At 69.8% G+C, this 26,674-nt stretch carries 24 protein-coding genes; 13 read left to right on the forward strand and 11 right to left on the reverse strand.

From position 1 onward, the window contains the following. Positions 1–122 precede the first annotated feature (122 nt). Together ACGFWE_RS18040 and ACGFWE_RS18045 are read left to right on the forward strand one after the other, a co-directional pair. On the forward strand, positions 123–785 hold the full coding sequence (locus ACGFWE_RS18040; protein WP_352389068.1) for an RNA polymerase sigma factor: 663 nt from the start codon (positions 123–125) through the stop codon (positions 783–785). Continuing rightward, on the forward strand, positions 785–1,864 hold the full coding sequence (locus ACGFWE_RS18045) for a hypothetical protein (protein WP_393600440.1): 1,080 nt from the start codon (positions 785–787) through the stop codon (positions 1,862–1,864). Before ACGFWE_RS18040 ends, ACGFWE_RS18045 begins: the two co-directional genes overlap by 1 nt. A 222-nt stretch (positions 1,865–2,086) precedes the next feature. On the opposite strand, the gene ACGFWE_RS18050 is transcribed toward ACGFWE_RS18045, so the two are convergent. After that, positions 2,087–2,917 (reverse strand): L,D-transpeptidase family protein, encoded by an 831-nt coding sequence (locus ACGFWE_RS18050; RefSeq protein WP_393600441.1) that lies wholly within the window; start codon positions 2,915–2,917, stop codon positions 2,087–2,089. 124 nt (positions 2,918–3,041) lie between these two features. Between ACGFWE_RS18050 and ACGFWE_RS18055 the strand changes: the two genes are divergently transcribed. Beyond that, a complete protein-coding gene (locus ACGFWE_RS18055) occupies positions 3,042–4,622 on the forward strand; it encodes a methylmalonyl-CoA mutase (protein WP_393600442.1) in 1,581 nt (526 codons plus the stop codon). A gap of 34 nt (positions 4,623–4,656) precedes the next feature. Here the strand turns inward: ACGFWE_RS18055 and ACGFWE_RS18060 are convergent, their stop codons facing one another. Then, positions 4,657–6,054, reverse strand: coding sequence for an FAD-dependent oxidoreductase (locus ACGFWE_RS18060; RefSeq protein ID WP_393600443.1), 1,398 nt, complete (start codon positions 6,052–6,054; stop codon positions 4,657–4,659). Between the two features lie 70 nt (positions 6,055–6,124). Between ACGFWE_RS18060 and ACGFWE_RS18065 the strand changes: the two genes are divergently transcribed. Beyond that, positions 6,125–6,823, forward strand: a complete 699-nt coding sequence (locus tag ACGFWE_RS18065; protein ID WP_393600444.1) for a TetR/AcrR family transcriptional regulator — start codon at positions 6,125–6,127, stop codon at positions 6,821–6,823. Here the strand turns inward: ACGFWE_RS18065 and ACGFWE_RS18070 are convergent. From ACGFWE_RS18070 to ACGFWE_RS18080, 3 genes are all read right to left on the reverse strand, one after another. Further along, positions 6,814–7,974, reverse strand: coding sequence for an acyltransferase family protein (locus tag ACGFWE_RS18070; RefSeq protein WP_393600445.1), 1,161 nt, complete (start codon positions 7,972–7,974; stop codon positions 6,814–6,816). The genes ACGFWE_RS18065 and ACGFWE_RS18070 overlap by 10 nt on opposite strands. Before the next feature lie 178 nt (positions 7,975–8,152). Beyond that, the gene (locus ACGFWE_RS18075) at positions 8,153–9,496 is read right to left on the reverse strand and encodes an alpha-2,8-polysialyltransferase family protein (protein WP_352389062.1); all 1,344 of its coding nucleotides are present in this window, start codon (positions 9,494–9,496) and stop codon (positions 8,153–8,155) included. Further along, positions 9,496–10,482, reverse strand: a complete 987-nt coding sequence (locus tag ACGFWE_RS18080) for a glycosyltransferase family 2 protein (protein WP_352389061.1) — start codon at positions 10,480–10,482, stop codon at positions 9,496–9,498. The genes ACGFWE_RS18075 and ACGFWE_RS18080 overlap by 1 nt, the downstream gene beginning before the upstream one ends. A 198-nt stretch (positions 10,483–10,680) precedes the next feature. Here ACGFWE_RS18080 and ACGFWE_RS18085 point away from each other — a divergent pair, with 198 nt between their 5' ends. The 9 genes from ACGFWE_RS18085 (at position 10,681) to ACGFWE_RS18125 (ending at position 23,123) form a co-directional block, all read left to right on the forward strand. Then, positions 10,681–12,042, forward strand: a complete 1,362-nt coding sequence (locus tag ACGFWE_RS18085) for a DUF6716 putative glycosyltransferase (protein ID WP_393600446.1) — start codon at positions 10,681–10,683, stop codon at positions 12,040–12,042. Positions 12,043–12,077: 35 nt separating this feature from the next. Continuing rightward, the gene (locus ACGFWE_RS18090) at positions 12,078–13,325 is read left to right on the forward strand and encodes a cytidylyltransferase domain-containing protein (RefSeq protein ID WP_393600447.1); all 1,248 of its coding nucleotides are present in this window, start codon (positions 12,078–12,080) and stop codon (positions 13,323–13,325) included. Between the two features lie 14 nt (positions 13,326–13,339). Next, on the forward strand, positions 13,340–14,281 hold the full coding sequence (locus ACGFWE_RS18095; RefSeq protein ID WP_393600448.1) for an N-acetylneuraminate synthase family protein: 942 nt from the start codon (positions 13,340–13,342) through the stop codon (positions 14,279–14,281). 97 nt (positions 14,282–14,378) lie between these two features. Then, on the forward strand, positions 14,379–15,443 hold the full coding sequence (locus tag ACGFWE_RS18100; RefSeq protein ID WP_352389274.1) for a hypothetical protein: 1,065 nt from the start codon (positions 14,379–14,381) through the stop codon (positions 15,441–15,443). Between the two features lie 105 nt (positions 15,444–15,548). Then, entirely contained in the window at positions 15,549–15,917 is a 369-nt protein-coding gene (locus tag ACGFWE_RS18105; RefSeq protein ID WP_352389057.1) for an SseB family protein, read from the forward strand. Further along, positions 15,914–16,513 (forward strand): hypothetical protein, encoded by a 600-nt coding sequence (locus tag ACGFWE_RS18110; protein WP_352389056.1) that lies wholly within the window; start codon positions 15,914–15,916, stop codon positions 16,511–16,513. Before ACGFWE_RS18105 ends, ACGFWE_RS18110 begins: the two co-directional genes overlap by 4 nt. Next, positions 16,513–21,252: a putative T7SS-secreted protein gene (locus ACGFWE_RS18115; protein WP_393600449.1), complete on the forward strand. Its 4,740-nt coding sequence runs from the start codon at positions 16,513–16,515 to the stop codon at positions 21,250–21,252. The genes ACGFWE_RS18110 and ACGFWE_RS18115 overlap by 1 nt, the downstream gene beginning before the upstream one ends. Beyond that, positions 21,249–21,800 (forward strand): hypothetical protein, encoded by a 552-nt coding sequence (locus ACGFWE_RS18120; protein ID WP_393600450.1) that lies wholly within the window; start codon positions 21,249–21,251, stop codon positions 21,798–21,800. The genes ACGFWE_RS18115 and ACGFWE_RS18120 overlap by 4 nt, the downstream gene beginning before the upstream one ends. A 966-nt stretch (positions 21,801–22,766) precedes the next feature. Then, on the forward strand, positions 22,767–23,123 hold the full coding sequence (locus ACGFWE_RS18125; protein WP_393600792.1) for a DUF1266 domain-containing protein: 357 nt from the start codon (positions 22,767–22,769) through the stop codon (positions 23,121–23,123). Positions 23,124–23,125: 2 nt separating this feature from the next. On the opposite strand, the gene ACGFWE_RS18130 is transcribed toward ACGFWE_RS18125, so the two are convergent. From ACGFWE_RS18130 to ACGFWE_RS18155, 6 genes are all read right to left on the reverse strand, one after another. Next, a complete protein-coding gene (locus tag ACGFWE_RS18130; protein ID WP_393600451.1) occupies positions 23,126–23,455 on the reverse strand; it encodes a hypothetical protein in 330 nt (109 codons plus the stop codon). A 137-nt stretch (positions 23,456–23,592) separates the two neighbouring features. Continuing rightward, complete coding sequence (locus ACGFWE_RS18135; protein WP_393600452.1) at positions 23,593–24,537, reverse strand: hypothetical protein; 945 nt, start codon at positions 24,535–24,537, stop codon at positions 23,593–23,595. A gap of 80 nt (positions 24,538–24,617) precedes the next feature. Next, entirely contained in the window at positions 24,618–25,277 is a 660-nt protein-coding gene (locus ACGFWE_RS18140) for a class I SAM-dependent methyltransferase (RefSeq protein ID WP_393600453.1), read from the reverse strand. Between the two features lie 75 nt (positions 25,278–25,352). Continuing rightward, positions 25,353–25,553 (reverse strand): DUF397 domain-containing protein, encoded by a 201-nt coding sequence (locus ACGFWE_RS18145; protein WP_393600454.1) that lies wholly within the window; start codon positions 25,551–25,553, stop codon positions 25,353–25,355. Beyond that, positions 25,550–25,750 carry a DUF397 domain-containing protein gene (locus ACGFWE_RS18150; RefSeq protein ID WP_393600455.1) on the reverse strand — a complete coding sequence of 67 codons (201 nt, stop codon included), beginning with the start codon at positions 25,748–25,750 and terminating at the stop codon, positions 25,550–25,552. Before ACGFWE_RS18150 ends, ACGFWE_RS18145 begins: the two co-directional genes overlap by 4 nt. An 8-nt stretch (positions 25,751–25,758) precedes the next feature. Then, on the reverse strand, positions 25,759–26,610 hold the full coding sequence (locus ACGFWE_RS18155; RefSeq protein ID WP_393600456.1) for a helix-turn-helix domain-containing protein: 852 nt from the start codon (positions 26,608–26,610) through the stop codon (positions 25,759–25,761). Positions 26,611–26,674 lie beyond the last annotated feature (64 nt).

Consider the following 26,674-nt stretch of genomic DNA (forward strand, 5'->3'; position numbering starts at 1 on the left):
GGACGAGCAGCGGTTTCAGGTCGTAACGTGCCTTTCGCGCCGGGCGCGGAAGTTGAATGATCAACCCCTCGACGGCTCGAAGCGGCGACCATCGATCGCGACCACGTATTGAGGATTCACGGGTGCTGGGGGACGACGCGGAGTTGACTGCCGCGGTGCTTGCGGCACAGGACGGGGACGAGACCGCGTTCCGGACTGTGTACCGCGCGGTGCACCCGCGGCTGCTCGGATACGTCCGGACGCTGGTCGGCGATCCGGACGCCGAGGACGTGGCCTCCGAGGCGTGGCTCCAGATAGCCCGTGACCTGGACCGTTTCGACGGAGACGCGGACCGGTTCCGTGGCTGGGCGGCCCGGATAGCCCGCAACCGCGCCCTCGACCACATCCGCATGCGCGGCCGCCGCCCCGCGATCGGCGGGGACGAGACCGAGCTGACCGGGAAGCCCGCCGAGTCGGACACCGCGGGCGAGGCCATCGAGGCGCTGTCCACCGACACCACCCTCTCGCTCATCGCGCGGCTGCCCCAGGACCAGGCCGAGGCCGTGGTGCTGCGGGTGGTGGTCGGCCTGGACGCCAAGACCGCCGCCGAGACCCTCGGCAAGCGTCCCGGCGCGGTACGGACGGCCGCGCACCGGGGTCTGAAACGGCTCGCCGAGCTCCTCGGCGAGGATCCGGAATCGGCCGGCGCGCTCGATGCCCTGCCGCCGCAGCGAGAACCGCAGGACAGTGCGGTGACGTCCGCGAGTGTGACGCATATGCGCCCGCGGACGCAGAAGGACATGTGATGGCCGACGAGAGCTACGGGTGGCTGGACCTCGAGACAGCGGAGCGGTTGCTGCGCGGCGAGTCACTGGAAGCTGTCGACGAGGCCGCCCGCGACCAGGCCGAGCGGCTCGCGAAAACGCTCGACGCGCTGACCGCCGAACCGGCTCCGACCAGCGGCGCACTCCCCGGTGAGGAGGCCGCGCTGGCCGCGTTCCGCAAGGTGCGCGCGGATCGTGCGGACGACTGGGTGAGCCCGCCCGCCCCGGGCCGGCGCCCGGCCGAAGCCCGTTCCGCCGATGCCGGGCTCGTGCGGATCGGTGCCCCCGAGGCGAGGTCCGGCCGGGCCCGCCGGCGGCGTCCCGCGCACCTCGGGCTGGCCGCCGTACTGGCCGTCGGGATGGTGGGCGGAGTGGCCGTCGCGGCCGGATTCGGAGTCCTGCCGCACGTCGGGGACGGCGAACCGGAACCCGCGGCCTCGGTGTCGGCCGCCGCCACCCCTAAGCGCCCGCCCGTCTCGCCGTCGGCCCCGGCCCCCCACGTCGCGCCCTCGCCCGAGGGCTCCCCCTCCGGTGGGACCGGCTCCCGGGACACGGCACGCGGGGACACCGGCTCGGCCCCCGGCACGGGCTCGGACGGGCGCGGTGTACGGCCCCGCGGTGACGGAAACGCGGCTGCCTCGGCCTGCCGGGACGTGCGCGCCGGAAAGAAGCTCGACCCGACCCGCAAACGTGCCCTGGAGGGTGCGGCGGGCGGGACCTCGCGGGTGTGGACGTACTGCATGGGCGTCCTGTCCGGCGCCGACACCCGGGGCGACGCCAAGTCGGCCCCCGACGACCGCAAGAGCGACGGCAAGGGTGACGGCAAGAGCGACGGCAAGGGCGAGGACACCGGCAACCACGAGGACAACGACAAGAGCGGCCACGGCGACCGGAACGGCCACGGGGACGGAAACGGGAACGGCCACGACGACGGCCGGTTCGCGCCCCCTCGCCGGAACCACCACGACCCCGACGGCGGCACCTCCGGCGCCCCGCTCGCCTCGCCCGGGGCAACGATGTCACCCACCCCGCGGCCGAACCCGTCGTACAGCGCGATCTGACCGCTCTCCGCGCCGCTGACCTGCACTTTTCTCACCCACCGCGGTTTCGGTCGCGGTGGGTGTGACGTTTTCGGCCGCTGCGGCGCAGTATGGAGTGAGCCGACTGGTCATCGGCCGTCGCACAGAGCCGGGGTTCCCCCCGTACCTACGGCTCGTGCACCTCGGCGCGGGCGGGACACGTTCCCCCGGTCCCGTCCGCGCCCCTGATCCTCGTCGCGGAACTCACCAGTGGACGACGACCTTGTCGCCGTTCCTCACCTGGGCGAACAGATCCGCGATCGCCGCCTCGTCCCGCACGTTGACGCAGCCGTGCGAGCCGCCCGCGTATCCGTGGGCGGCGAAGTCGGCCGAGTAGTGCACCGCCTGGCCGCCGCTGAAGAACATCGCGTAAGGCATCGGGGAGTCGTAGAGCGTCGACACATGGTGCCGTGACTTCCAGTAGACGTTGAACACACCCTCACGGGTCGGTGTGCCCACCGAGCCGAAGCGGACCGGCACGGTTTTGACCGTCCGTCCGTCGATCACCCAGCGCAGGGTCCGGCTGGTCTTGCTGATGCACAGCACCCGCCCGGTCAGACAGCGCGCGTCCGGCGCCTCGGCCGGCTGGCCGCCCATCAGATACAGCTCCCACTTGCCCGGCTCGTGCGTCATGTCCTTCAGCCGCTTCCAGGTGACCGTGTCGGTCCTCCCGGTCCTCGGCAGTCCGCGCTTGCCCTGGAACCCCTTCACCGCCCGCTCGGTGAGATCGTCGTACGACCCCGTCGGCCCGTCGTAGAGCCAGGCGACCTGACGCAGCCGGGCCTGCAACTCCCGTACGTCCCGGCCGGAGTCGCCCCGCGACCACAGCACGGCGGGCGCGGGGGCCGCACCGGACGGGGACGTGGACGGCGTCGCACTCGGCTTCGGGTCGTCGCCGGCCGGCGGTGTGCTGTGCCGCGGGACCTCGATCCGCACCGGCAGACGCCGCTTGCCGTCCCCGTCCCCGTCGGCGGTCCGCACCGTGCAGCCGCAGGCCAGCGCCAGGACCAGCAGTGCGGCGAACGATCTCCCCATGCCCGTACTACGCATCCGGACCCCCTGTCGTCTCACCGGCATCCCCCTGAGATGTCTCCCCCCGGACGGCCGGTTGCGAACGACCCGGCGGCGCTTCGCCCGGGACCGCAATACGGTGGTGGGCATGACGCGTGAGTCGGAGTCCGGACTGCCCATCGAACCCGTCTACGGTCCCGAGGCCCTCGAGGGCTGGGCCCCCGAGGAGAAGCTCGGCGAGCCGGGCGGGTACCCCTTCACGCGGGGCGTGTACCCGTCGATGTACACGGGCCGCCCCTGGACGATGCGCCAGTACGCCGGTTTCGGCACGGCGGCGGAGTCCAACGCCCGCTACCGGCAGCTGATCGCCCACGGCACGACGGGCCTGTCGGTCGCCTTCGACCTGCCCACCCAGATGGGCCACGACTCCGACGCCCCGATCGCCCACGGCGAGGTCGGCAAGGTGGGAGTCGCCGTCGACTCGATCGACGACATGCGGGTGCTGTTCGGCGGGATCCCGCTGGACCAGGTGTCCACGTCGATGACGATCAACGCACCCGCCGCCCTCCTGCTGCTCCTGTACCAGCTGGTCGCGGAGGAGCAGGGGGTGCCGGCGGACCAGCTCACCGGCACGATCCAGAACGACGTGCTGAAGGAGTACATCGCGCGGGGCACGTACATCTTCCCGCCGAAGCCCTCCCTGCGCCTGACCGCGGACATCTTCAAGTACTGCGGGGCCGAGATCCCGAGGTGGAACACGATCTCGATCTCCGGCTACCACATGGCCGAGGCGGGCGCCTCCCCGGTGCAGGAGATCGCGTTCACGCTCGCCGACGGCATCGAGTACGTGCGCACGGCGGTCGCGGCCGGCATGGATGTCGACGACTTCGCACCCCGCCTGTCGTTCTTCTTCGTCGCGCGGACGACGATCCTGGAGGAGGTCGCCAAGTTCCGTGCCGCCAGGCGGATCTGGGCGAAGGTGATGCGGGACGAGTTCGGGGCGCGGAACCCGAAGTCGCTGATGCTCCGCTTCCACACGCAGACGGCCGGCGTGCAGCTGACGGCCCAGCAGCCGGAACTCAACCTGGTCCGCGTCGCCGTCCAGGGCCTGGCCGCGGTCCTCGGCGGCACCCAGTCCCTGCACACCAACTCCTTCGACGAGGCCATCGCGCTCCCCACCGACAAGAGCGCCCGGCTGGCGCTCCGTACGCAGCAGGTCCTCGCCCACGAGACCGACGTCACGGCCACCGTGGACCCCTTCGCGGGCTCGTACGCCGTCGAGCGGATGACCGACGACGTCGAGGCGGCCGCGCTGGACCTGATGCGGAAGGTCGAGGACCTCGGGGGCGCGGTCGCCGCCATCGAGCACGGCTTCCAGAAGAACGAGATCGAGCACAACGCCTACCGCATCGCCCGGGAGACCGACTCCGGCGAGCGGGTGGTCGTGGGCGTCAACCGCTTCCGGCTCGACGAGGAGGAGCCGTACGAGCCGCTCCGCGTCGATCCCGCCATCGAGGCCCGGCAGGCGGAGCGGCTGGCCCGGCTGCGTGCCGAGCGCGACCGGTCCGCGGTGGACGCGGCCCTCGCCGCCCTGAAGAAGGCGGCGGAGGGCGAGGACAACGTCCTGTACCCGATGAAGGACGCGCTGAAGGCCCGGGCGACGGTGGGCGAGGTGTGCAACGCGCTGCGCGAGGTGTGGGGTACGTATGTCCCGGCGGACGCGTTCTGAGTGCGACAGTCGTCCGCGGTGAAGGTGTCGTCAGCTAGCGCGTGACGCCTCGGCCGACATACTCCGTCAGCTTGGAGGCGTCCTCGCCCGCCCACCCCACATAGCCGTCCGGACGTACCAGGAACAGCCCCTTCCCGTACGACGGTTGCTCGTCACCGGTGACCACCCGCACCGATTCCGGCAGCTCCGGAGCCTCGGCCCCGACCGCCACCAGCGTCCAGTGCGGGCCCCGGAACGCGTCGAAGAGCCGTGTGCCCGCCAGCTTGCCGTCGGGGGCGCGGTCGCCCGCGCGGAGTCCGTCCGGTGCCGTCCGTGTCTCCTCCGTGAGGGACGAGTCGCGGTAGCCCAGGCCCAGTTGGCGGGTCGCCTCACCCCGGCGGACCTCTCCCCGGTGCACGCCCGTCGAGATGCCGAGCATCTGCGCGGCGATGGGGCGGCGTTCCTCCTCGTAGGTGTCCAGGAGGGCGGCCGGGGCACCGGCCCGCAGCACCGCGCCCAGCTTCCAGCCCAGGTTGTAGGCGTCCTGGACGCTGGTGTTCAGGCCCTGACCACCGGCCGGGGAGTGGACGTGGGCCGCGTCACCGGCGAGGAAGACCCGGCCGGAGCGGAAACGGTCCGCGAGGGCCGCGCGGGGCCGGAAGTCGGAGGCCCAGCGGACCTCGGTCACCGACTCGGGGGCCAGGTGGGAGCGAGCCGCGACGACCGTGCGGATCGCGTCGGGAGACAGGTCCACCCGCGTGCCCTCCGGGAACTGGGCCACGACCTGGAAGTCCTCGGTGCCGGCGAGCGGGCAGATCGCGAGGTAGCCGCTCTCGCCGCGCGGCGGGAAGACGTGCCAGTTGTCCCGGTCGAGGCCGGTGATGCGGGCGTCCGCGACGAGGAGGGGGTTCGCGTCGACCGTCTCGCCGGTCATGCCGATGCCGAGCGTCCGGCGGACGACGGAGCGCCCGCCGTCGGCGGCGACCACGTACCGGGCGCGGACGTCCGCTCCCGCCGCGAAGCGCACGGTCACCCCGTCCGCGTCCTGCTCGAACCCCACGACCTCCCGGCCGAAGGACACCCGCCCGCCCAGCTCCTCCAGCCGTGCGAACAGCACCTCCTGGGTGCGCCACTGCGGCACCATCCACGATGCGTTGTACGGCGAGTCCTCCGTCGCCTCGGCCTCGTCGAACATCCGGTGCTCGCCGACCCGCTCACCGTCCTGCCAGACCATGCCGACCGGGTAGCTCCCGCCGACCGCGCGGATCGCGTCGAGCACGCCGAGATCGTCGAAGACCTCCATGGTGCGCGGCTGGAGGCCCTTGCCGCGTGAACCCGGGAACAGCCGGTCCGCCTTCTCCACGACCAGCGCGTCCACACCCCGCCGGGCGAGGTCGATACCGAGAGCGAGACCCGTGGGGCCCGCGCCGACGACCAGTACGTCCGTGTTCATACCCATCTCCTTAACGCTGTTAAGTTCCGCTGCCGTCGAGAGTGCCCTTAACGCTGTTAAGCTGTCAAGCGTGAGTACCGAGAAACGCCCGCCCCTCGACCGCGCCCGGGTCGCCGACACCGCCCTGAGGCTCCTGAACGAGGTGGGCCTGGACGGCCTCAGCCTGCGGGCCATCGCCAAGGAACTCGACGTCAAGGCCCCCGCCCTGTACTGGCACTTCAAGGACAAGCAGGCGCTGCTCGACGAGATGGCGACGGAGATGTTCCGGCGCATGGTCGCCGGGACCGCACTCGACCCGTCCGACACCTGGCGCGAGCGGCTCCTCAAGGCCAACCGCGGACTGCGCACCGCCCTGCTCGGCTACCGCGACGGCGCCAAGGTCTACAGCGGCTCACGCTTCACGGGCCTGGTCCACGTCGAGCAGATGGAGGAGACCCTCCGGCTCTTCACGGCCGCCGGATTCACCCTCGCCCAGGCGGTCCGGGCCACGTCGACGTCGTACCTCTACACGCTCGGCTTCGTCATCGAGGAACAGGGCGTGGAGCCGCTGCCCGGCGAGCGCCGCGAAGGCTTCGACGTGGCGGAACGCGCCCGCGCGATGGCCGACTTCCCGTTGTCGTCGGCGGCGGGTGCGGAGATCTTCCAGGACTTCGACCAGCACTACGAGGAGGGCCTGGCACTGGTGATCGACGGAATCGAGAAGCGGTACGCGAACGCCCCGCAGGGGCACGGCGAACCCCCACGCACCCCCACCCGCACTCAGCCCTGACGAGCCCGGCGTCCGCCCGCTGCCCGAGCGGTGAGCGCCGTACGCAGCCGCGGAGTCAACCGGTCCTCCACGAAGCGGTTCAGGAGCCAGGCCAGGGTCAGCATGGAGGCGAGGGTCAGGAGGAAGGTCACGCCCGACGGCAGGCCCAGGTCGCGGCGGAGGACCTCGATCACCACCCAGCCCAGGTGTTCGTGCACCAGGTAGAAGGGGTACGTCAGCGCTCCGGCCACCGTCAGCCAGCGCCAGTTCGCCCACTCCAGCAGGCCGAGCGCGATCGCGGCGACGGCGAGGAACCCGAGGGCGACGACCAGGACGATGCCGTACGACGTCCGGTGGGCGAAGGCGTTCGGGTCCGAGACGTTCCACAGCTCGCGCACCGCGTAGTGCTGGCCGATCAGGAAGCTCACGGCGACGATGCCCCACGCGTAGGCGTCCTTGCGGTCGCGGTGGACCAGGTAGAGACCCATGCCGCCGATGAAGAACGGCGCGTACTGCGGCATCAGCACGATGTCCAGCAGTGGCATCTTCGCGCCCTGGGCGATCGCGGCCGCGAGGGTCCAGCACGCGCAGAACATGACGACCCGGCGCCGGCTCGCCCCCGGCAGGACCACGACCAGGGCGAACAGGGCGTAGAAGCGGATCTCCGCCCACAGGGTCCAGTCGACGCCGAGCACCCGGTCGACGCCCAGCGGCTGCTGGAGCAGGGTCAGGTTCACCAGGGCGTCGCTCGGCGAGACCGTCTTGTGGACGACCCAGGGGAGCGCGAAGATCCCGGCGACGAGGAGGACGGCCGCCCAGTACGCGGGCATCAGCCGGGACACGCGGGAGGCGAAGAACGAGCGCAGCGGACGGCCCCAGCCGCTCATGCAGATGACGAAGCCGCTGATGACGAAGAAGATCTGGACGCCGAGACAGCCGTAGGCGAACGGCGTGTGCAGGGTGGGGAACTGCTCCCTGGGCGAGCTGCCCCACGCCTGGGTGACGACGCCGCCGCGGCCGCCGTAGTGGTAGAGCGCCACCATCAGCGCGGCGATCAGCCGCAGCCCGTCCAGCGCGCGGAGCCGGCCGCCCGCGCGCTTCACCGGCGCGACCCGAACGGGTGCAGCCGTGACGGACTGCGGCTTGGTGGTGCTCACGACCGTCTCGGTCACGGTGGTACCCCTAGCAGGCAGAAGTGGCGTCCACCAGCAGGTTAGGCAGCGCCCTGAGCACTTTTGTTCGAGGAGGTCGCTCTTCGCTCAGCTCTCTCCAAGGGTTCACCTGGCCGACGGACAGGATTCCCCCGGTGTTCCCGGCCCACCGGAGCAACCCCCGCCCGAGCTTTTGGCGCTATCGCCGTACGGCCTTCTTCAGGGCCCGCGCCCTGCGCACCACCCGGCGCGCCGTCGCGTTGTGCGGCAGGAAGGCCAGCCGCTCCGGAATCCCGCCCGGCAGCCCGAGCGAGGTCAGGCGCTTCTTGCGGAAGTAGCGCCGGGTGCGCGGGCCGAAGTGCTGGGAGAGATAGCGTTCCGCGGCCGGGCGCAGCGATGGGTGGAGCTGCGCCTGCATCGTGAAACTCAGCGCGGTCACCAGGGAGTTGAGCGTGTCGGCAGGCACCGCCTCCTCGCCCTTGCGGCCCTCCAGATCCGCCAGCACCGCGTCCGCCAGTACCACCGGCACCCGGTTGCTGTTCTGGTACGGCGTCAGCCGCTCGAGGAGCAGGTCGGTGCCGATGCGGGCGGCCGGCAGGTCGTAGAGGGCGGAGGCCGTGAACAGGGCGGTGGAGAAGCAGCCGACGACCAGTGCGGGCCGGGCCTTCTCGAACAGCACCTCGGCGAGGACCGGGGTGTCCAGGACGGTGAGGTCCACGCCCAGCTTCTCGGCCTCGGCCTCCAGGGCACGGCTGAAGCGGGCCGGCGCGCTGGGGTGCGGCTTGAAGACGACCGTACGGTGCCCCTTGGCGACCGCGCCCTTCAGCATCCGTACGTGCAGGGCCTCCTCCTCCTCGGGGGAGAGGATGTCCAGCGCGGAGAGGTACTGGCCGAGCAGCAGGGCCGCGTCGTCCGGCAGCGGCGGCAACTCCTCCACGGCGGCGGTCAGTTCACTCATCGCCTTCAGGAAGGCGGACGTCGGCACCACGACCGGCGGTACGCCGAACTCGGTCAGCAGCATCGGCGTGAGGCCCGCGATCAGGTCCAGGTGGAGCAGGCGGCGCACGCGCGTGCCGACCAGCGGGTCGAGCTTGCTGCGGGTGGGGCCGTAACTCATCAGCCCGTCGGCGTAGACGTCGATGGGAGCGCCGGTGAAGATCTGGGCGACGGTGAGGGCGGGGGCGACCTGGAGGGACTCCAGGACCAGTTCGACCCGGTCCTCGCCCAGGCCCCACAGCAGTCGCAGATAGCGCTCGAACAGGGGGATGTCGTCCGGACGAGGGGACCAGGAGCCCGGGTGGAAGGGGCGGATGGCCTCGTTCCAGGAGAGCACCTCGTCGAAGTGGTCGCGCAGCGGCGCGAAGCCCGGCATCTCGTCCAGCGGCGTCGACGTCTCCGGTGTCGCCGTGTTGTTGAACACCAGCAGCACCCGCCGCTCGGGTTCCTCGAAGAGGTCCGAGTCGATCGCGGCGGCCAGCGTGACCGCGCCGTACAGCGTGGAGGCGCAGAAGATCTGGGTCGTACGGGAACCGGTCGGGGGCATCACGCGGCCGCCTTCGCTGTGGTGACCCGTCGCCGCAGCCGCCGCAGCTTGGCGGAACGGCGCAGGTCCATGCTGTCGAGTACGTCACCGAGCGCGTCCTGCGGCATCCGCCTCATGGCCGCCGCGCTCATCGCCCGCAGCTGCCTGGCCACGGACGGCTCCCACTTGGACTCGTCGGAGAGATGGTGGGCCATGATCGCGCAGTAGGTGCGCACCGCCTTGGGGAGCAGCTTGTCGGCGTCCCGGTCAGCGGCCGTCTCCTCGATGACCTGGTCGAAGGCGCGGATGAAGTCGAGCTGGCGGGCGTCGCCGATCTGGGTGAGGGAGGAGGCCACCCCGCGCCGGTAGAACACGCCCAGCAGGCTCACCACCGCGAACGACTCGGCCTCGCGGTGCAGCTTCCAGATCCACGGCCGGTCCTCGGCCGTGCGCAGCCCGTCGGTGAAGTGCAGCAGGCCCTTGTCGAGCAGACGGCGGTGGTAGGCGCCGGCCCACGCGTACGCGTAGTCCACGGAGGTCGAGCGGTCGGCGGGCAGGATCGCGTCCCGCGGGTTCAGCACCTCGCCCCGCCGCCCGATCGGGACCCGGTGCACGGACCGGGCGCGCGCGACGGTCTGCACATGGTCGGTACGGACGAAGTCGCAGCCCAACTCCTCGATGGCGGAGACCAGTTGCGTGAGGTAGCCCGGCGCGAGCCAGTCGTCGCCGTCCAGGAACGTCAGGTACTCGCCGCGCGCCGCGTCCAGGCCGGTGTTGCGCGCGGTGGCGAGCCCTCCGTTCGTCTCGTGGTGGAGGACCCGCACCTGGGCGACGTCCGACAGCTCCTCGGCCGCACGGTCGAGAATCGCCGGAGTCTCGTCCTTGGATTTGTCGTTCACCAGGACGAACTCGAAATCCCGGCGGGCATTCAGGCGAAGACTTCGGAGGGTGTCGGGGGCGTATTGCTGCACGTTGTAGAACGGCACGATGACGGAGAGCTTGGGCACCCGCAAAACGCTAGAAGGCGGTCCGGCAGCAGAACTTTCCGGAAAGGAGACTGGGGGTGAATTCGATGTGTCGGATCGGTGCATCCCGTGTACTTCCCGGTCCTGGGCGGGCCAGTTCGGCTCTCGGTGGGCCTTTGTTAACTTCTCGTTGATTCACGGTTGGGCGGGACCTAGAAATTCCTTCCTAGCGTCGTCGTCGTGCCGCCAAGTACAACGAAGTCCCTTCGAATCGCCGTCCTCGCGGACTCCGACACCCGCTGGAAATGGGGTGCGCTGACCGCCGACCGCATCGCTCCGGATCCCTCCATGGAAGCCGGACCCCGAGACGGGGTGCAAGCGGGCCCCGCGCTGGACGGATTCCTGCTGCGCGGCCGGGCCACCCCCACCGCACGCCAGCTCCAAGAGGTCGGCGTGCGCGCGGACTCCCTGCGGGAGGTCACCGCGGCCGAGTTCCTGCGGGCCATGGCCGAGACGTCGTACGACCTCGTCGTGCTGGCCCTGGTCGGCGGCGGGGTCCAGGCGATGCTGCACGGGCTCGGGCGCGTCTGGGAGGGCCTCGAGAAGCGTCCCGTCGTCGTCACCGGCTATGTCGGCGTCGTCTACGAGAAGCTCGCCGACGGTCTGCTCCTGCGGCACGGGGCCGACCTGGTCCTGGCCAACTCCCGCCAGGACGCCGAGCGTTTCCGCGCGGTGTACGAGGGTGTGGGCGCGGACGCCTCCGCGGTGACCGAGGTGGCGCTGCCGTTCCTCGGCGGTGCGGCCTACGAAGGCGAACACGCCCCGTACACCGTGGTGTTCGCGGTCCAGCCCTCGGTGCCGGACAACCGCAGGGACCGCGTGTACCTGCTGAACCGGCTCGTCCGGCACGCCCGCCTCCACCCCGAGCGCGAGGTGCTGCTCAAGCTGCGCTCCCGGCCCGGTGAACACACCACGCACATCGAGGAGTTGCCGTACCAGAAGCTGGTCCAGCGGCTCGAACCGCCGGCCAACTTCCGTCTGGTGTACGGCCACATGGGCGAGGTCCTGGACCGGACCGACCTGCTGGTCACCGTCAGCTCCACGGCCGCGCTGGAGTCCTTGCACCGCGGCATCCCGACGGTCGTGCTGACCGACCTGGGCATCCGCGAGGTCCTCGGCAACCACCACTTCGTCGGCTCCGGCTGCCTCGCCTCCTGGGACCAACTGGACGCGGGCCACCGGCCGGTGCCCGACGAGGAGTGGGTGGCCCGCCAGGGAGTGGTCGCCGGGGGCACCCCCTCCGGGGGAGGTTCGTACGCGCACGCCTTCGACGCGGCGCGCGAGCGCATCACCAAGCTGCTGGCCTCGCCCGAGCTGCCGCCGCTGACCCCGTACTACACACCCGTCACCGCCCCCGGCTACCTCCCCGGCATCCTCGCCCGCCATCACCTGGGACCCGACGGCACACCGCTGCCCGGCGCCCCCGCCCACGAAAGGGAGCCGGGCCCGGTCCGCCGGATCGTCCGCCGCGCGGCCCGCGGCGCCTACCGGCACGGGGTGCAGCGCGTGGCTCCGGTGATCCGGCGGATGGGGGAGCTGTGAACACCTTCCCAGGCCTCTCGCAAGGAGCAGACCCCATGTCCAACCCGCAAGCGGGCCAAGGCGCTTCGGTGCGCCGGGTGCTCGCGGTGATCCCCGCGCGCGGCGGCTCCAAGGGCGTGCCCGCGAAGAACCTCGCCCCTGTCGGGGGAGTGCCGCTGGTGGCACGGGCGGTGCGCGAGTGCCTCGCCACCCGGCTGGTGACCGACGTCGTGGTCTCCACCGACGACCAGGCGATCGCCGCCGCCGCCCGCGAGGCCGGCGCCGAGGTCGTGCTGCGCCCCGCCGCCATCGCCGGTGACACGGCCACCTCGGAGGCGGCCGTCCTGCACGCCCTGGACACCCACGAGGCCCTGCACGGCGCGGCCGTCGACGTGGTGGTGTTCGTGCAGTGCACCAGCCCCTTCGTCGTCCGCGAGGACATCGACGGGGTCGCCGCCGCGATCGTCGAGGACGGCGCGGACACCGCGGTCACCGTGGCCCCCTTCCACGGCTTCATCTGGCGGGACGCCGAGTCCCCCGAGGACGAGGCCGACGCGGCCACCGGCGGCTACGGCGTCAACCACGACAAGTCCTACCGCCCCCGCCGCCAGGACCGCCCCCAGGACCTCCTGGAGACCGGCGCCGCCTACGCGATGGACGCGCCGGGCTTCCGCAAGCACCGGCATCGTTTCTTCGGCCGTACGGAACTGGTCCGCACGGACCCCGCGCGCGTGCTGGAGATCGACGACCCGCACGACCTCGCGAGGGCCCGCGCGCTGGCGCCCCTCTTCGACGCCGACCGCGCCGGAGCGCTGCCGTCCTTCGACGACATCGACGCGGCCGTACTGGACTTCGACGGCACCCAGACCGACGACCGGGTGCTGATCGACGCCGATGGAAAGGAGTTCGTCTCCGTGCACCGCGGCGACGGACTCGGCATCGCCGCCCTGCGCAAGTCGGGCCTGAAGATGCTGATCCTCTCCACGGAGCAGAACCCGGTCGTCGCCGCCCGCGCACGCAAGCTCAAGATCCCCGTGCTGCACGGCATCGACCGGAAGGACCTCGCACTGAAGCAGTGGTGCGAGGAGCAGGGCATCGCGCCCGAGCGCGTGCTCTACGTCGGCAACGACGTCAACGACCTCCCGTGCTTCGCCCTCGTGGGCTGGCCCGTGGCGGTCGCGAGCGCCCACGACGTGGTACGCGGCGCCGCCCGTGCGGTCACCACCGTCCCCGGTGGCGACGGCGCGATCCGAGAGATCGCCAGCTGGATCCTCGGCCCCTCTCTCGACTCCCTCGACAGTTAAGGAACGTTCCCGCCATGTCTGTTAACTCCCGCCTGCGCACCTTCGGCACCGAGCGCATCGCCGGCCCCGGCCAGCCCGTCTACATCTGCGGCGAGATCGGCATCAACCACAACGGCGAGCTGGAGAACGCCTTCAAGCTCATCGACGTGGCCGCCGAGGCCGGCTGCGACGCCGTGAAGTTCCAGAAGCGCACGCCCGAGATCTGCACCCCGCGCGACCAGTGGGACATCGAGCGTGACACCCCTTGGGGCCGGATGACCTACATCGACTACCGCCACCGCGTGGAGTTCGGCGAGGACGAGTACCGCCAGATCGACGCGTACTGCAAGGAGAAGGGGATCGCCTGGTTCGCCTCCCCGTGGGACACCGAGGCCGTCGCCTTCCTGGAGAAGTTCGACGTCCCGGCCCACAAGGTGGCGAGCGCCTCCCTCACGGACGACGAGCTGCTGAAGGCGCTGCGCGCCACCGGCCGCACGATCATCCTCTCCTCCGGCATGTCCACCCCGAAGCAGATCCGCCACGCGGTCGAGGTCCTCGGCTCGGAGAACATCCTTCTCTGCCACGCCACTTCGACGTACCCGGCGAAGGCCGAGGAGCTCAACCTCCGGGTCATCAACACGCTCCAGGAGGAGTACCCGAACGTCCCGATCGGCTACTCCGGCCACGAGACGGGCCTGCAGACCACGCTGGCCGCGGTCGCCCTCGGCGCGACCTTCGTCGAGCGCCACATCACCCTGGACCGCGCGATGTGGGGTTCCGACCAGGCCGCGTCGGTGGAGCCGCAGGGCCTGCAGCGGCTCGTGCGGGACATCCGCACCATCGAGGCCTCCCTCGGCGACGGCGTCAAGAAGGTCTACGACTCCGAGCTCGGCCCCATGAAGAAGCTGCGCCGCGTCACCGGCGTGGTCGCCGAGGCGGAGATCGCCGCGGCGGCGGGCGAGCCGGTCTCGGTCTGAGCCACCAGGTACCGGGTCCCCGGCGACTGTCCGTCCGGGACCCGGTGTTCATTACGCGCGCCGCATGAGCGCCTTACGACGGGACGGTCGTACGTCGATGAGCCCCCGCGCCGGGAACACCGGCCCCCGCACTCTCGCGTTCGTGGAGAGCCCGGTCCAGCTGCTCAACGTGCTGGAGTGGGCGCACGGGCACGCGCCCGGCGCGGAGCTCACCCTCGTCGTGCTGTCCCCGACCGACCCCATGACCCGCGGCCAGCTGCGCCGCATGGCGGAACTGGCCCGCGAGGAGGGCCACGAGGTCCGCTGGGAGGAGGCGAGGGGCGGCCCCGCGGCCCCCTTCCAGACCATCGGCGGCCTGGCGGGCATGCTCCGCAGGGCGGACCGCGTGGTCCTGGGCGACCCCTTCTCCCGCTATGTCCAGCTGTTGCTCACCATCACCAGGGCCTCCGCCCTGGTCGTGGTCGACGACGGCACGGCGACGATGGAGTTCGTCGCCCAACTGGCCCGCGGCGAACGCCTGGTGCGCTGGCACCGCAAGGGTGGCCGCCCGAGCCCCCGCGACCTCGCCTTCGCCCCGATATCGGCGGCGGCCCGCAAGCGCCTGACGCCGGGGGAGGGCAGGGAAGTCGGGATCTTCACCTCGATGCCGATGGCGGAGACCCCGGCAGGCGTGACGGTCTCGTCCCACTCCTTCGCCTGGACCCGCGGCCGCTTCGGCCCGCCGCGCATCACGAAGGGCGCGGACATGGTCGGCACCTCGCTGGTGGAGACAGGCGTGGTGGACGCCGACCGCTATGTGGAGGCGGTCACCCGCCTGGCCAAGTCCCATGGCGCGACCCGCTACTTCGCCCACCGCCGCGAGTCGACGGAGAAGCTCCACCGGCTGGCCGTGGAGACGGGGCTGGAGATCGTCCGCCCCGACCTCCCACTGGAGCTGATCGCCCGACGCGGACCCATCGGCCGTACGATCCTCAGCTTCCCTTCGACGGTCGTGCACACCCTGCCGCTGGCGTTGGCGGGCACGGGGGTCCGCGTGGCCGTGTGCGACATCGACCCGGACTGGCTGACGGAGACGGCCTCGCCGCGGGCGCAGGGGTTCTTGTCGGGGGTCACGGGGACGGCCCGGGATGTGCACCGGTTGTCGGCGGTGGCGGCGGTGTGAGTTCGGGGCCTGGCCGAAAACGCCCAAGTCGCTCTCAGCCGCATCGTCTAGCATCGTCGTTCACTTGTGCGACGTTCGATGAGGGTGACGACGGGGGCGGCTGGAGTGGATGCCGAGACGTTGCGGCAGGGCAACCTGCGCGCGGCAGTGGGGGAGTTCCGGCGCAGCCAGGTACTGGTGCCGGTCGTGAACGGCTCGTTGCTGTCGGCGGAGGCCGGCGGGATTCGCTGGCTGTTCGCGTTCACGGATCTCGCGGCGCTGGAACGATTCGCCGAGGCGCGGGGTGAGGCCGTACCGGAGCGCATACCGGTGTACGGCGCGCGCCTGCTGGACCAGGTGATCCCGAGGGTGGACGGTCCTACGGGGATCGCGGTGGACGCGGGAAGTCCGGCGGGCCTGGTGTTGCCCCCGGTGACGGGGATCGTGCCGGACGCGGTGGCCGTGGACGTCTCTTCGAAGGAGTCGGCGACGTGAGCGACGGCTACCAGGTCGATCCGGAGGCGATGGAACGGATCACCCGAGGCATCAACCAGGCGATGGCGGAGCTCAAGGAGTTCGGCTTCGACATCGAGGCGAACCTGGGCCGCGGCTTCGACGACCTCTCGATGACCGGACTGGAGACGGGCGACGACGGCCTCCAGCAGGTGTTCGCCGACTTCTGCGACCGCTGGGGCTGGGGCGTGCGCTCGCTGATGCAGGACGCGAACGAGTTCGCGGGCCGACTGGGCCTGTCGGCGGGGATCTACCACGAGCAGGAGCAGTACGTCTCCGACACCCTGAAGTCGGTGTGGACGGCCGGCACGGGCAACCCGTACCTGTCCCCGGACGAGGTGAAGGCACGTTCCTGGTCGGAGACGCTGAAGGACAACCCGGTCAGCCAGGTGGCGAACGCGGACTACAGCGCGGAGTCCTTCACGTCGGGCGCGGACGAGGTGAAGGCGGCCTGGACCCAGGCGGCGGAAGACGTCTCGACATCGACGGTGACACCGGACGCGTTCTTCGACCCCCGGACGGACTGGCAGTGGAGCGGGCCCCCCTCTTCGGCCTCTGACGGGGAGGGCGAGGACTGATGGGCTTCGGAGATCTGGTCGACGGCTTCGGCGACGGTCTGGAGAGCGCGGCCGACGGCCTGAACAAGGGCGTCGGCGAGGCCGTCAACTGGGGCACGGACAAAACGGCGGGGCTGCTGTCGGACGTGGGCGCCGACGGCGCGGCGGAGAAGGTCCGCGACTTCGGCGAGAGCGTGAACAACCGCCTGGGCGGCACGGTCGCCGAGCGCGCCCTGGGCGAGAGCGAGGACCCGAAGGAACTCGTCCACGGCAGCGAGCCGGCGCTCCGCGAACGGGCCGGGCACCTGCGGAAGTTCGCGGCCGCCTTCGAGAACGTCGGCCAGGGCATGCGCTCGCTCGACCCGGGCGAGTGGCGGGGCCAGGCGGCGGACGCGTTCCGCGCGAAGTTCGACGTACAGCCGAAGCAGTGGCTGACGGCGGCGGACGCGTGCACGGCGGCGGCCGGCGCTCTGGACGCGTACGCGGACACGGTCCGCTGGGCACAGCAGCAGGCGCAGGCGGCGATCGACGCCTACCGCAGGGCGCAGGACGCCTCACGACGGGCGGCGGACGCGTACGACGCGAAGGTGACGGCGTACAACCAGGCGGCCGACCGCTACAACGCGACCGCCGAGGCGGGCGGCGATCCGGGAGCGAAGCCGACGAAACCGGGCGACTTCGTCGACCCCGGGACGGCGGGCCGCGAGGAAGCACAGGAGATCCTGTCCCACGCGCGCCGTCTGCGCACGGACGCGGCGCAGGACGCCCGTCGCAAGCTGGCGGCAGCGCTGGAATCGGCCCCGCCCAAACCGGAGTTCACCGACCGCCTGGGCGCGGGCGCGGCCGACCTGTTCGTCGGCACCCAGCTCAACTCGGTCCACGTCCTGGGCGGCCTCCTGCGTGGCGGCACGGACATGCTGAAACTGGCCCGCACGGTCAACCCCCTGGACCCGTACAACCTGACCCACCCCGGCGAGTGGACGAAGAACTCCCAGCTGCTGCTGGCGGGCCTGGTGGGCACGGCGGCGCACCCGGAGCGGCTGCCGATGGCGATCCTGGGGACGGGGTGGTCGAGCGACCCGGGGGACTCGGCGGGGTATCTGCTCTCGAACCTGATCGGGGGCAAGGGCGCGGGTGGTGTGGGGCGTGCGGCTGCGCGGGATGCTCTGCGCGGGGTGGCGAAGGACGCGGCGACGGCCGCCGCACGGCAGGGCACGCGCCGGGGACTCATGGACGTCGCCCGGGAACTGAAGTGCAAGCTCTTCGGCAGCGACCCGATCGACATGGCCACCGGCCGTATGTCCCTGCCCCAGACCGATGTGACCCTCCCCGCGCGGCTGCCTCTGATCTTCACCCGCCAGTTCGAGTCGTCGTACCGGGCGGGCCGCTGGTTCGGCCCGTGCTGGACGTCGACGGCGGACCAGCGGCTGGAGATCGACGCCGAGGGAGTCATCTTCGTCCGCGAGGACGGCTCGTTGCTGGCGTATCCGCACCCGGCGCCAGGTGTCCCGGTGCTGCCGCTTGAGGGCGCTTCCTGGCCGCTGACGGTGGACGAGTGGGGCGACTACACGGTCACCGACCCGGAGTCCGGCCGTGTCTGGGACTTCGCGGGCCCGGGCGGCGACGGCATAGCCCTGCTCTCCCAGCTGATCGACCGCTCGGGCAGCCAGTGGCTCACCTTCGAGTACGACGACGAGGGCGCCCCCAAGGGCATCGTGCACTCGTCCGGCTACGACCTGAGGATCACCACCGAGGGCGGCCGGATCACGGTCCTGCACCTGACCGACGACATCGAATTGGTTCGCTTCACCTACGACGCGCATGGCCACCTGTCGACGGTGACGAACTCCTCGGGCCTGCCGACCCGCTTCACCAACGACTCCACCGGCCGGATCACCGCCTGGACCGACACCAACGACTCCTCGTACCACTACGTCTACGACGACGAGGACCGCTGCACGTCACAGGGCGGTGAGGCGGGCCACCTGAGCTACACCTACTCCTACGGCGACCCCGACCCGACCACCGGGCATCGGACGGTCACGGCGGTCGACTCCCTGGGCCACAGCACCCGTTACGAGATCAACAGCGACCTGCACGTGGCAGCGGTGACCACCCCGGACGGCGCCACGACCCACACCACCTACGACCGGGCCCACCGCCCGCTGACCGTCACCGACCCACTGGGCCGCACGCGTGGCTATGCCTACGACGAGGCGGGCCGCACGGTCCTGGCAGTCCGCCCCGACGGCCGCTACACCAGCATCGCCTACGACGCCCAGGGCATGCCGGTGGCGATGTCCGGCCCCGACGGAACCCACGTCACCCAGCAGTTCGACGAGTTCGGCAACCGCACGGCGGTGACCGACGCTGCGGGTACGACGACCCGCTTCACATACGACGACCAGGGCCACCTGGAGTCCGTCACCAACGCGCTCGGCCACACCACAAGGGTCCGCTGCAACGCGGCGGGCCTGCCCCTGGAGATCACCGACCCCCTGGGCGCGGTGACCCGCTATGAACGCGACGCCTTCGGCCGCCCGGTGACGATCACGGACCCGACGGGTTCTGAGACGGGCCTGGAGTGGACGGTGGAGGGCCGCCTGTCCCGCCGTACGGCGGCGGACGGCACGGCGGAGTCCTGGACCTACGACGGCGAGGGCAACTGCACGGCCCACACGGACGCGTCGGGCGCGGTGACCCGCTACGAATACACCCACTTCGACCTGCTGGCCGCCCGCACGGACCCGGACGGCGTGCGCTACGAGTTCGACCACGACACGGAACTACGCCTCACGCAGGTGGTGAACCCGCAGGGCCTGACGTGGAGTTACGAGTACGACCCGGCAGGCCGCCTGATCGCGGAGACGGACTTCGACGACCGCAGGCTGACGTACGACCATGACCGGGCCGGTCAGCTGAGAGGCACCACAACCGCTACCGGCCAGTCGATCCACTTCTCGCGGGACGTCCTGGGCCAGGTGATCCGCAAGGACGCGGCCGGGGCGGTCACCACGTACGGGTACGACCTGACGGGCGCCCTGACGGAGGCGGCGGGCCCGGACGCGACCCTGATGCTGCACCGGGACGAAGCGGGCCGCGTGCTGTCGGAGACGGTGAACGGCCGCACGCTCACCCACACCTACGACGTGCTGGGCCGCCGCACCAGCCGCACTACACCGTCCGCCGCGACGACGACATGGTCGTACGACGCGTCGGGCAACCGCACCGGCATGGCGGTGTCGGGCCGAACCCTCACCTTCACGCATGACGAGGCAGGCCGCGAACTGACCCGCCACATAGCCGAGTCGGTCACTCTCACCCAGGCCTTCGACCCTCTGGGCCGCCTGAAGAAGCAAGACATCATCGGCCCGGCCGGCACCCACCTCCAGCACCGCGCGTACACCTACCGAGCCGACGGCAACCTCACGGCCATCGACGACCACCTGAACGGCACGCGCCACTTCGACCTGGACATGGCAGGCAGGGTGACGGCCGTCCACGCGGCGAACTGGACGGAGACGTACGCCTACGACGAGGCGGGCAACCAGACGCAGGCGACCTGGCCCTCCAGCCACCCCGGCCACGACTCGACCGGCGACCGCACCTACACGGGCACCCGCATCACCCGCGCCGGCGCCATCCGCTACGAACACGACGAAGCGGGCCGCATCACCCTCCGCCAGAAAACCCGCCTGTCCCGCAAGCCGGACACCTGGCGCTACGAATGGGACGCGGAGGACCGCCTGACGGCGGTGACAACCCCCGACGGCACGGTGTGGCGCTACCGCTACGACCCGCTGGGCCGCCGCATCGCGAAGCAACGCCTGGCGGGGGACGGCACGTCGGTCTTGGAACAGGTGGACTTCACCTGGGACGGCACGACCCTCTGCGAACAGACGACGAGGTCCCCGTCCCTCCCCAACCCGGTGACGCTGACCTGGAACCACCAGGGCCTGCACCCCCTCACCCAGACGGAACGCATCACAGCCGCCGACGCCCCCCAGGACGAAATCGACTCCCGCTTCTTCGCCATAGTCACCGACCTGGTCGGCACCCCGACCGAACTCATCGACGAGTCCGGCGACATAGCCTGGCGCACCCGCAGCACCCTGTGGGGCACAACAGCATGGGCTGCGGACAGCACGGCCTACACACCCCTCCGCTTCCCGGGCCAGTACTTCGACCCGGAAACGGGGTTGCATTACAACTACTTCCGGCACTATGACCCCGAAACGGCGCGCTACACCAGCCCCGATCCGTTGGGACTCGCGCCCGCCCCCAATCCCACCACCTACGTCCACAATCCACACACGTGGATAGATCCTCTCGGCCTGGCGGGGTGCCGCCCCCTGCCCAGGGGGCACAGCTCACAACCGGCTTTCAAGAACGACCCCTATAACCCTGACGTTGTCAGTCGGCGCATTGAGGACATGCGCCGGTTGTACGGGATCGAGGAGCCTCCTCCGGCTGCTAGTGCCAGCGGCATGATCGGCGCCAATGGCACACAAGTGACGAGCAAGACAATGTGGAACCATGGCCCGTATCGCATCGATGTCGAGAACCCTAACCCCGGGCAGCGGGCCGGACAGTTGCACTTCCAAGACCAAAGCAATCTCACTGCGAAATACCAGTATAATTTTGAAACTGGGAACTTTGATGGACTTCCACGCTCAATCGAGAAGGAAGTCGGTAAAAGCCCTGGATTTCAGGCCGGTATTGACAAGGGGCTGCGCATGTTGGGAGAAGAACGACCATGAAGATGAATGCCAGTATGGCCGATCTCCTCGAAGGTGTCGAATTTCGCGTTCGAGAAGAAGACGCACCGGACCAGTTCCGTGCAGTCGTGCGCGAGGGGTGGATTATGGACGGCGAGGCGCAACTACTTAGAGCCCTCTATTCCGGCTACTCCGGAGTTGGGGTGCAGGAGTTCGAGGACGTCGTTCACTACGAGGCCACCGTGAACGGTCGCGGCATGATGGACTATGACCTCCCGAAATCCGGTCCGGAGAGGCGTGCGTCACTCCTGCGGAGGTCTCTCGGATACGCCTGCTCAGCCCTGCTGGCCGTACCGGCCAGCCAGCGGTGGCCGGCGCTGGGATATGTCTCGCTGTCCGAGGGGGGAATCGATGGCGACTCACTCACCGCGCATGTCACTTTCTGCTCTCGGCGACTGGAGCTACCAGCCTACGCAAGCGACATGGATTCCTACATGCACGAGGCGCTGATGGAGATCTCTCAGGAAGATGCGGCGGAATTGCTCAGGGGTGAGGGATCCCCTCGCAGGCTTCCGAACGGATTCGAATAGGATCCGGCGGATATACTCGAAAGCAATAAGATGCGTTCCATTACCTGAGAAGTAACAGGTGAAGAATGTCGTTCGGTCCCGCTTCCGCGGGCTTCAGCCCTCCCACTCCGCCTTCCTGGACCCCTCCCTCGGAAGTCGAGCAAGCGCTGCTGGACGCCAAGTCTCGTGACGACTGGCCCGCGTACTTCGATGCACTTGCGCAGAGTCGGGTGTACTTCGAGATTCGGCGCGACAAGGTGGACGCCAGGTCCACTGATATTCGCCCCCTCTTCGAGTCCGACCCCCGAGTCCCCGGTGGGAGGATCTGGGCTGTCTACACCGAGGGCATGTTGCCCGTGCCCGAACCGCATCGCGTGTTCGACTGGTATCCGCTTTCGTGGTTCGCGAAGGTCTGGGATCCGACCGACCCGCCCATGATCGTTGTCAATCCCAGGACACCGTGCGAGGCATTCCTTCCCTCCGCGCCGCCGCACTCCCACGCCTGGGGCCAGTACACCGACCGAAAGAAGGGCCCCTCGGACGAGGCAGCACTGCGGACTCTTCGGGTGGGCGGCCCATTGCACGGGCCCGTGGCACATGGGCTGGCTTGCGGTGCTCACCTCATCGTCCGCCAGGGACTACCGTGGAACGCCCTGGCGTACCACGGTCAGGGCTACCCCGCGGAACGCGAAATGCTGCGAACCTCGTGGGGCATAACAAGCCATCAGCAGTGGCAGGGCCCAGCAGCACGCCCTGCTGTCCACCGACGGCGCCAACCCGGTCTGGGAATTCGCCCTCGGTCTGCGCCGCGTCATCGCCCGTGACTTCGGCGGATACGTCGAGACCGCCTTCTGGCGGGAGTCGGCCGCGCGCGTTCTGCGTCAGCGTGCGGAGGGCGAGACCCTTCTCACCCCGGACGGCATCACGAAGACCGAACCCGTCCCTGCGGCGGAGACCGAGGCGCGCATCAAGGGCGTCCAGCACCTCATTGGCCGTATCACCCGCTACGAGGCCCGTATGCGCGCCGACGGCATCCTCGGTGACGGGCAGTACGTCACCTCCGCCGACGCCTGGGATCTGGGCCGCGCCTCCTGCATGGCCCGCTGGGGTCTGAGCACGCGCTACTGCGACCTGCCGGAAGCGGAGGCCGCCGTCGTCGAGGCCGGGTACAACGCAGCCCGCTGCTATGAGTCCTGGGAGGAATTCTCCGCCGCCTTCATCCTCGGCCGCTGTCTGCAGTTCGACAACGAGAAGTTCGGCAGTTGGTACCAGGACATGGTGACCGTCCACAGGATCCTGACCTCGGAACCCGGCAGTCCCTGGCTCAACGTCCCCTTCCGATAGGGCTACCGGGGCTGCCGTGCCCGTACGAAATTTTCAGGCTCACAATGCGCGGTCAGCGGCAGATCGTTGGCCGCTCCGCAGCGAAAGACCACGAAACGTGGGTGTCGAATCGGCGCCGGGGCGGCAAGCATGTCCCGGACGAGGGCGTCGTACTCATGGCGGCCGAAGGGCTGGTTGTCGAGCCACTTGATCGACCCGACACAGTGCACCCGTCGGGCCAACGGCTCGCGGTCGGCGCCGATGAGGTCGATCTCGGGATTGTTCTGCCGGCTCCACCAGCCGCTGATCGCCTCGGCATGGGGCCATTCATCGTCCGGAAGCAGGCTCTGCAACGACTCGCGGACCAGTGGCTCGACCGCACGATCACGCGTCTAACGTAGATCCATTCTTACGTAGATTGGATCTTACTTACCTGCGCCTTTCTTGGCAGCCCGCAGCAGAATCTTGAAGCCTTCGTGACCCACGACTTCTATGAGTCGGTCCAGCGGTTCGGGTGGCCGGAGGGATCTGTGGTGAGCCAGGTTCTGTCGCCAAGGGGCTGGATGTCGTAGGGATTGGCAGAGTGCGCGTCGAACTCGGTCCGGACTCGGCCCGAGCGCACATCGAGGCGGTAGTGACGGAACCACTCCTGCTCGTCCTCGGTTTCGCCGACGAGGGTGACGATGACCGTGTCCGGACTCAGGTACCCGCCACTCCATTCCACGTAGGTCTCGTCCGGGTCGTGTCCGAAGGCGTCGGCGGAGAGGGCGAACGTCACCTCGCCGTCGGGGTAGGTGTGGATGGCGATGTCGGCCTGCTCGTGGTGAACGGTCATGAAGTGGTGTCCGTCGGGCGACAGGCCGATGAGGCAACGGTCGCTCCAGGGATAGCAGAAGAGGTCCATCCGGTCCCCGGTCAGCGAGGCACGGTAGATGACCGAGCCGTCCTGCCCTTCGCCCACGTCGAGGAGGACCTGATCATTCGCCGGGTGCCGCAGTTGCTGTCCGCCGTGCCCGACTGTCTGGAGATCCGCCTGCGCGATGACCGTTCCGGCCTCGGCGTCCAAGGCGACCCACTGGTCGGGGCGGTTACGGCCGGCCATGGCGTCGGGCCGGTAGACCCACACCACGCGGTCGTCCCACGACAGCACGCAGCTGGGCAGGTGTCCGTGTTGCTGGTCCGACTGCGGTTCGAACTGCGACCGCCAGACCTCCACCCCATCTGCCGTCACGCGCACAGCCGCGTGGAGGGTCGTGTAGTAGGCGTGCTGGAGATCGGCGGCAACGGCGTGGTCAACGACATCGTCCTCGGGAGACGGCCGGAAGACCAACGTGGGCGACAGCACGCCCCTGGCATCGGCAGCCAGGTCGTAGGCGCAGATGCGTCCGTCAACGAGGCGCGTGATGAGCTGCAGGGAGTGCGGGGATTGAGCCATGCGTCGGAGGTTAGCGCCCGAGCGGATCTTCGTTCCGGTGGCCCTGGCGGGCTCCGGCCTGTCGCTCAACTGATGCTGGCCTACGCCGGTTTCTGCGCCACCAGGTATGCGCGGGCCAGCTTTTCCTCGCCGAGGGGCTCCCTGAGGACCCGGAGGATCACCTGGAAGCCGGCCACGATGAGGGGCTCGACGACCGCCTCCGGGGCGCGCAACCAGTAGTCGAGGGAGATCTTGTGGCCGAAGCGTTCGTCCAGGTGCATGTGGGTGCCGCCGGGCTCGTACTGGAAGCCGATCAGGGCGTGGGCGCCGGGGGCGAGGACGCGGTGGAACTCTGCGAAGGCCCTCGGAAGGTGGTCGTCGGGGACGTGGATGATTGAGTACAGCGCGGTGATGCCGCCCAGGGTTTCCGACGGCAGGTCCAGCGACGTCATGGAGCCCACGTGGAAGCGGAGGTTGGGGTGGGCTCTGCGGGCCAGTTCGACCATCTTCGGGGAGACGTCCACGCCGAAGACCCGGACGCCGAGGTCGTGGAGCGCCGCGGTCACGTGTCCCGGGCCGCTGCCGATGTCGGCCACCGGGCCCTTGCTCTGCTCCTTCACCAACTCCGCGAAGCCGGTGATCTGGGCTCTATCCAGCGTGGGGATGCCGGTCCAGTCCGAGAACTGCTCGCTGTAGGGCTCGGCGATCGTGTCGTACGCGGTTCGGGTGGCCCGTATGAAGTCGGGGGTCTCGGCGTTCACTTGCTGCACCCTAGCGGGGGGTCTCGGGGCGGCGGGTGGGAAGTTACGGAGCGCCGCGTGGAGTTTGCCTGGGCGTCAGCGGGCGGCGGGGTGCGGGGACTTGAGGGCTTCGAGGAAGGCGGTGAAGGTGTTGGGCGGGAAGGTGAGGGTTGCCCTGGTCGGGGTCTTGGAGTCGCGGACGGCTATGTAGGTGGGGTGGGTTGAGATCTCCACGCAGGCGTTGCCGTCGCCGCCGCCGGAGTAGGACGACTTGTTCCACTGAGTCACGGCGGTCATCGGGCGGCGGGGTGCGGTGTCTTGAGGGCTTCGAGGAAGGCTGTGAAGACTCCGGTCGGGAAGGTGAGGTTGGCGCCGGCCGGGGTCTTGGAGTCGCGGACGGCTATGTGAGTGGGTGAGTTTGCTATCTCGACGCAGGAGTCGCCGTCGCCAGGACCTGAGTAGGACGACTTCCGCCAGTTGTCGGGGGTGTCCATGGGGTGCCTCACAGCTCTTTCGCCAGCCTGTGGATGAAGTCGCGCGACCGCTCCGGGTCAAGCGACACGGACTCCACTTTACGGAAGAGCGTTCGAAAGGCGCCGAGTTGGGCTTCGGAATCGATGAAGGTCGCGCCGTGGGGGCCATCCCGTACGACGGTGTCCAGCCTGGGTACGGCTCCTTCCGCATACGTCATGGCGCTCGCGGCACCAGCGAAGTGCTCCAGGCCGAAGGGGATGACCCGCACGGTGATGTGGTCCGCTTCGGAGAGCTGAAGAACGCGGGAGAGTTGAGCTAGTGAAGCAGCGCGGTTGCTGACCATGATGCGCAGTGCTGCCTCGTGGATGATGGCTTTGTATGGCTTGGGGGTGGAGCCTTCAAGGGTCACCTTGCGCCGCATGCGGTGCTGGACGCGCAACTCGAGCTCTTCGCGAGGAAGTTCGGGGACCCTGTAGGCGTATACGGCGCGGGCGTAGTCCTCTGTCTGGAGCGGGCCGGGAATGTACAGGAACTGGGCCTCCCGGAGGGAGGCTGCGTGATGTTCCAACTCGGCGAGATCGAGGAACGGTGTGGGCAGATGCCCCCGGTACTCCTCCCACCAGCCCCGAGTCCGGTCGGTCGCCATGGAGACCAGGGCGTCGATCAGCTCGCTGTCCGAGCTGGAGTAGTGGGCGGCGAGGCGGCGCAGGCGTTTCTCGCTCACTCCTGAGACACCCGACTCGATCTGGCTGATCTGGACGGAGTTCACTCCGAGCAACGCCGCTGCCTCGCGGGCGCTGAGGCCTGCTGCCTCGCGGAGCCTGCGCAACTCGACCGCCAAGCGCATCTGGCGTGCTGTGGGCTCGCGCTTGGTCCCCATCGACCACCCTTCGGTTCAACGTACTTCTGTGCACGACTCGTTCGGGGTCAGGTTACGCGACCGG

This window comes from Streptomyces sp. NPDC048523, assembly GCF_043199815.1.
GTDB lineage: Bacteria > Actinomycetota > Actinomycetes > Streptomycetales > Streptomycetaceae > Streptomyces.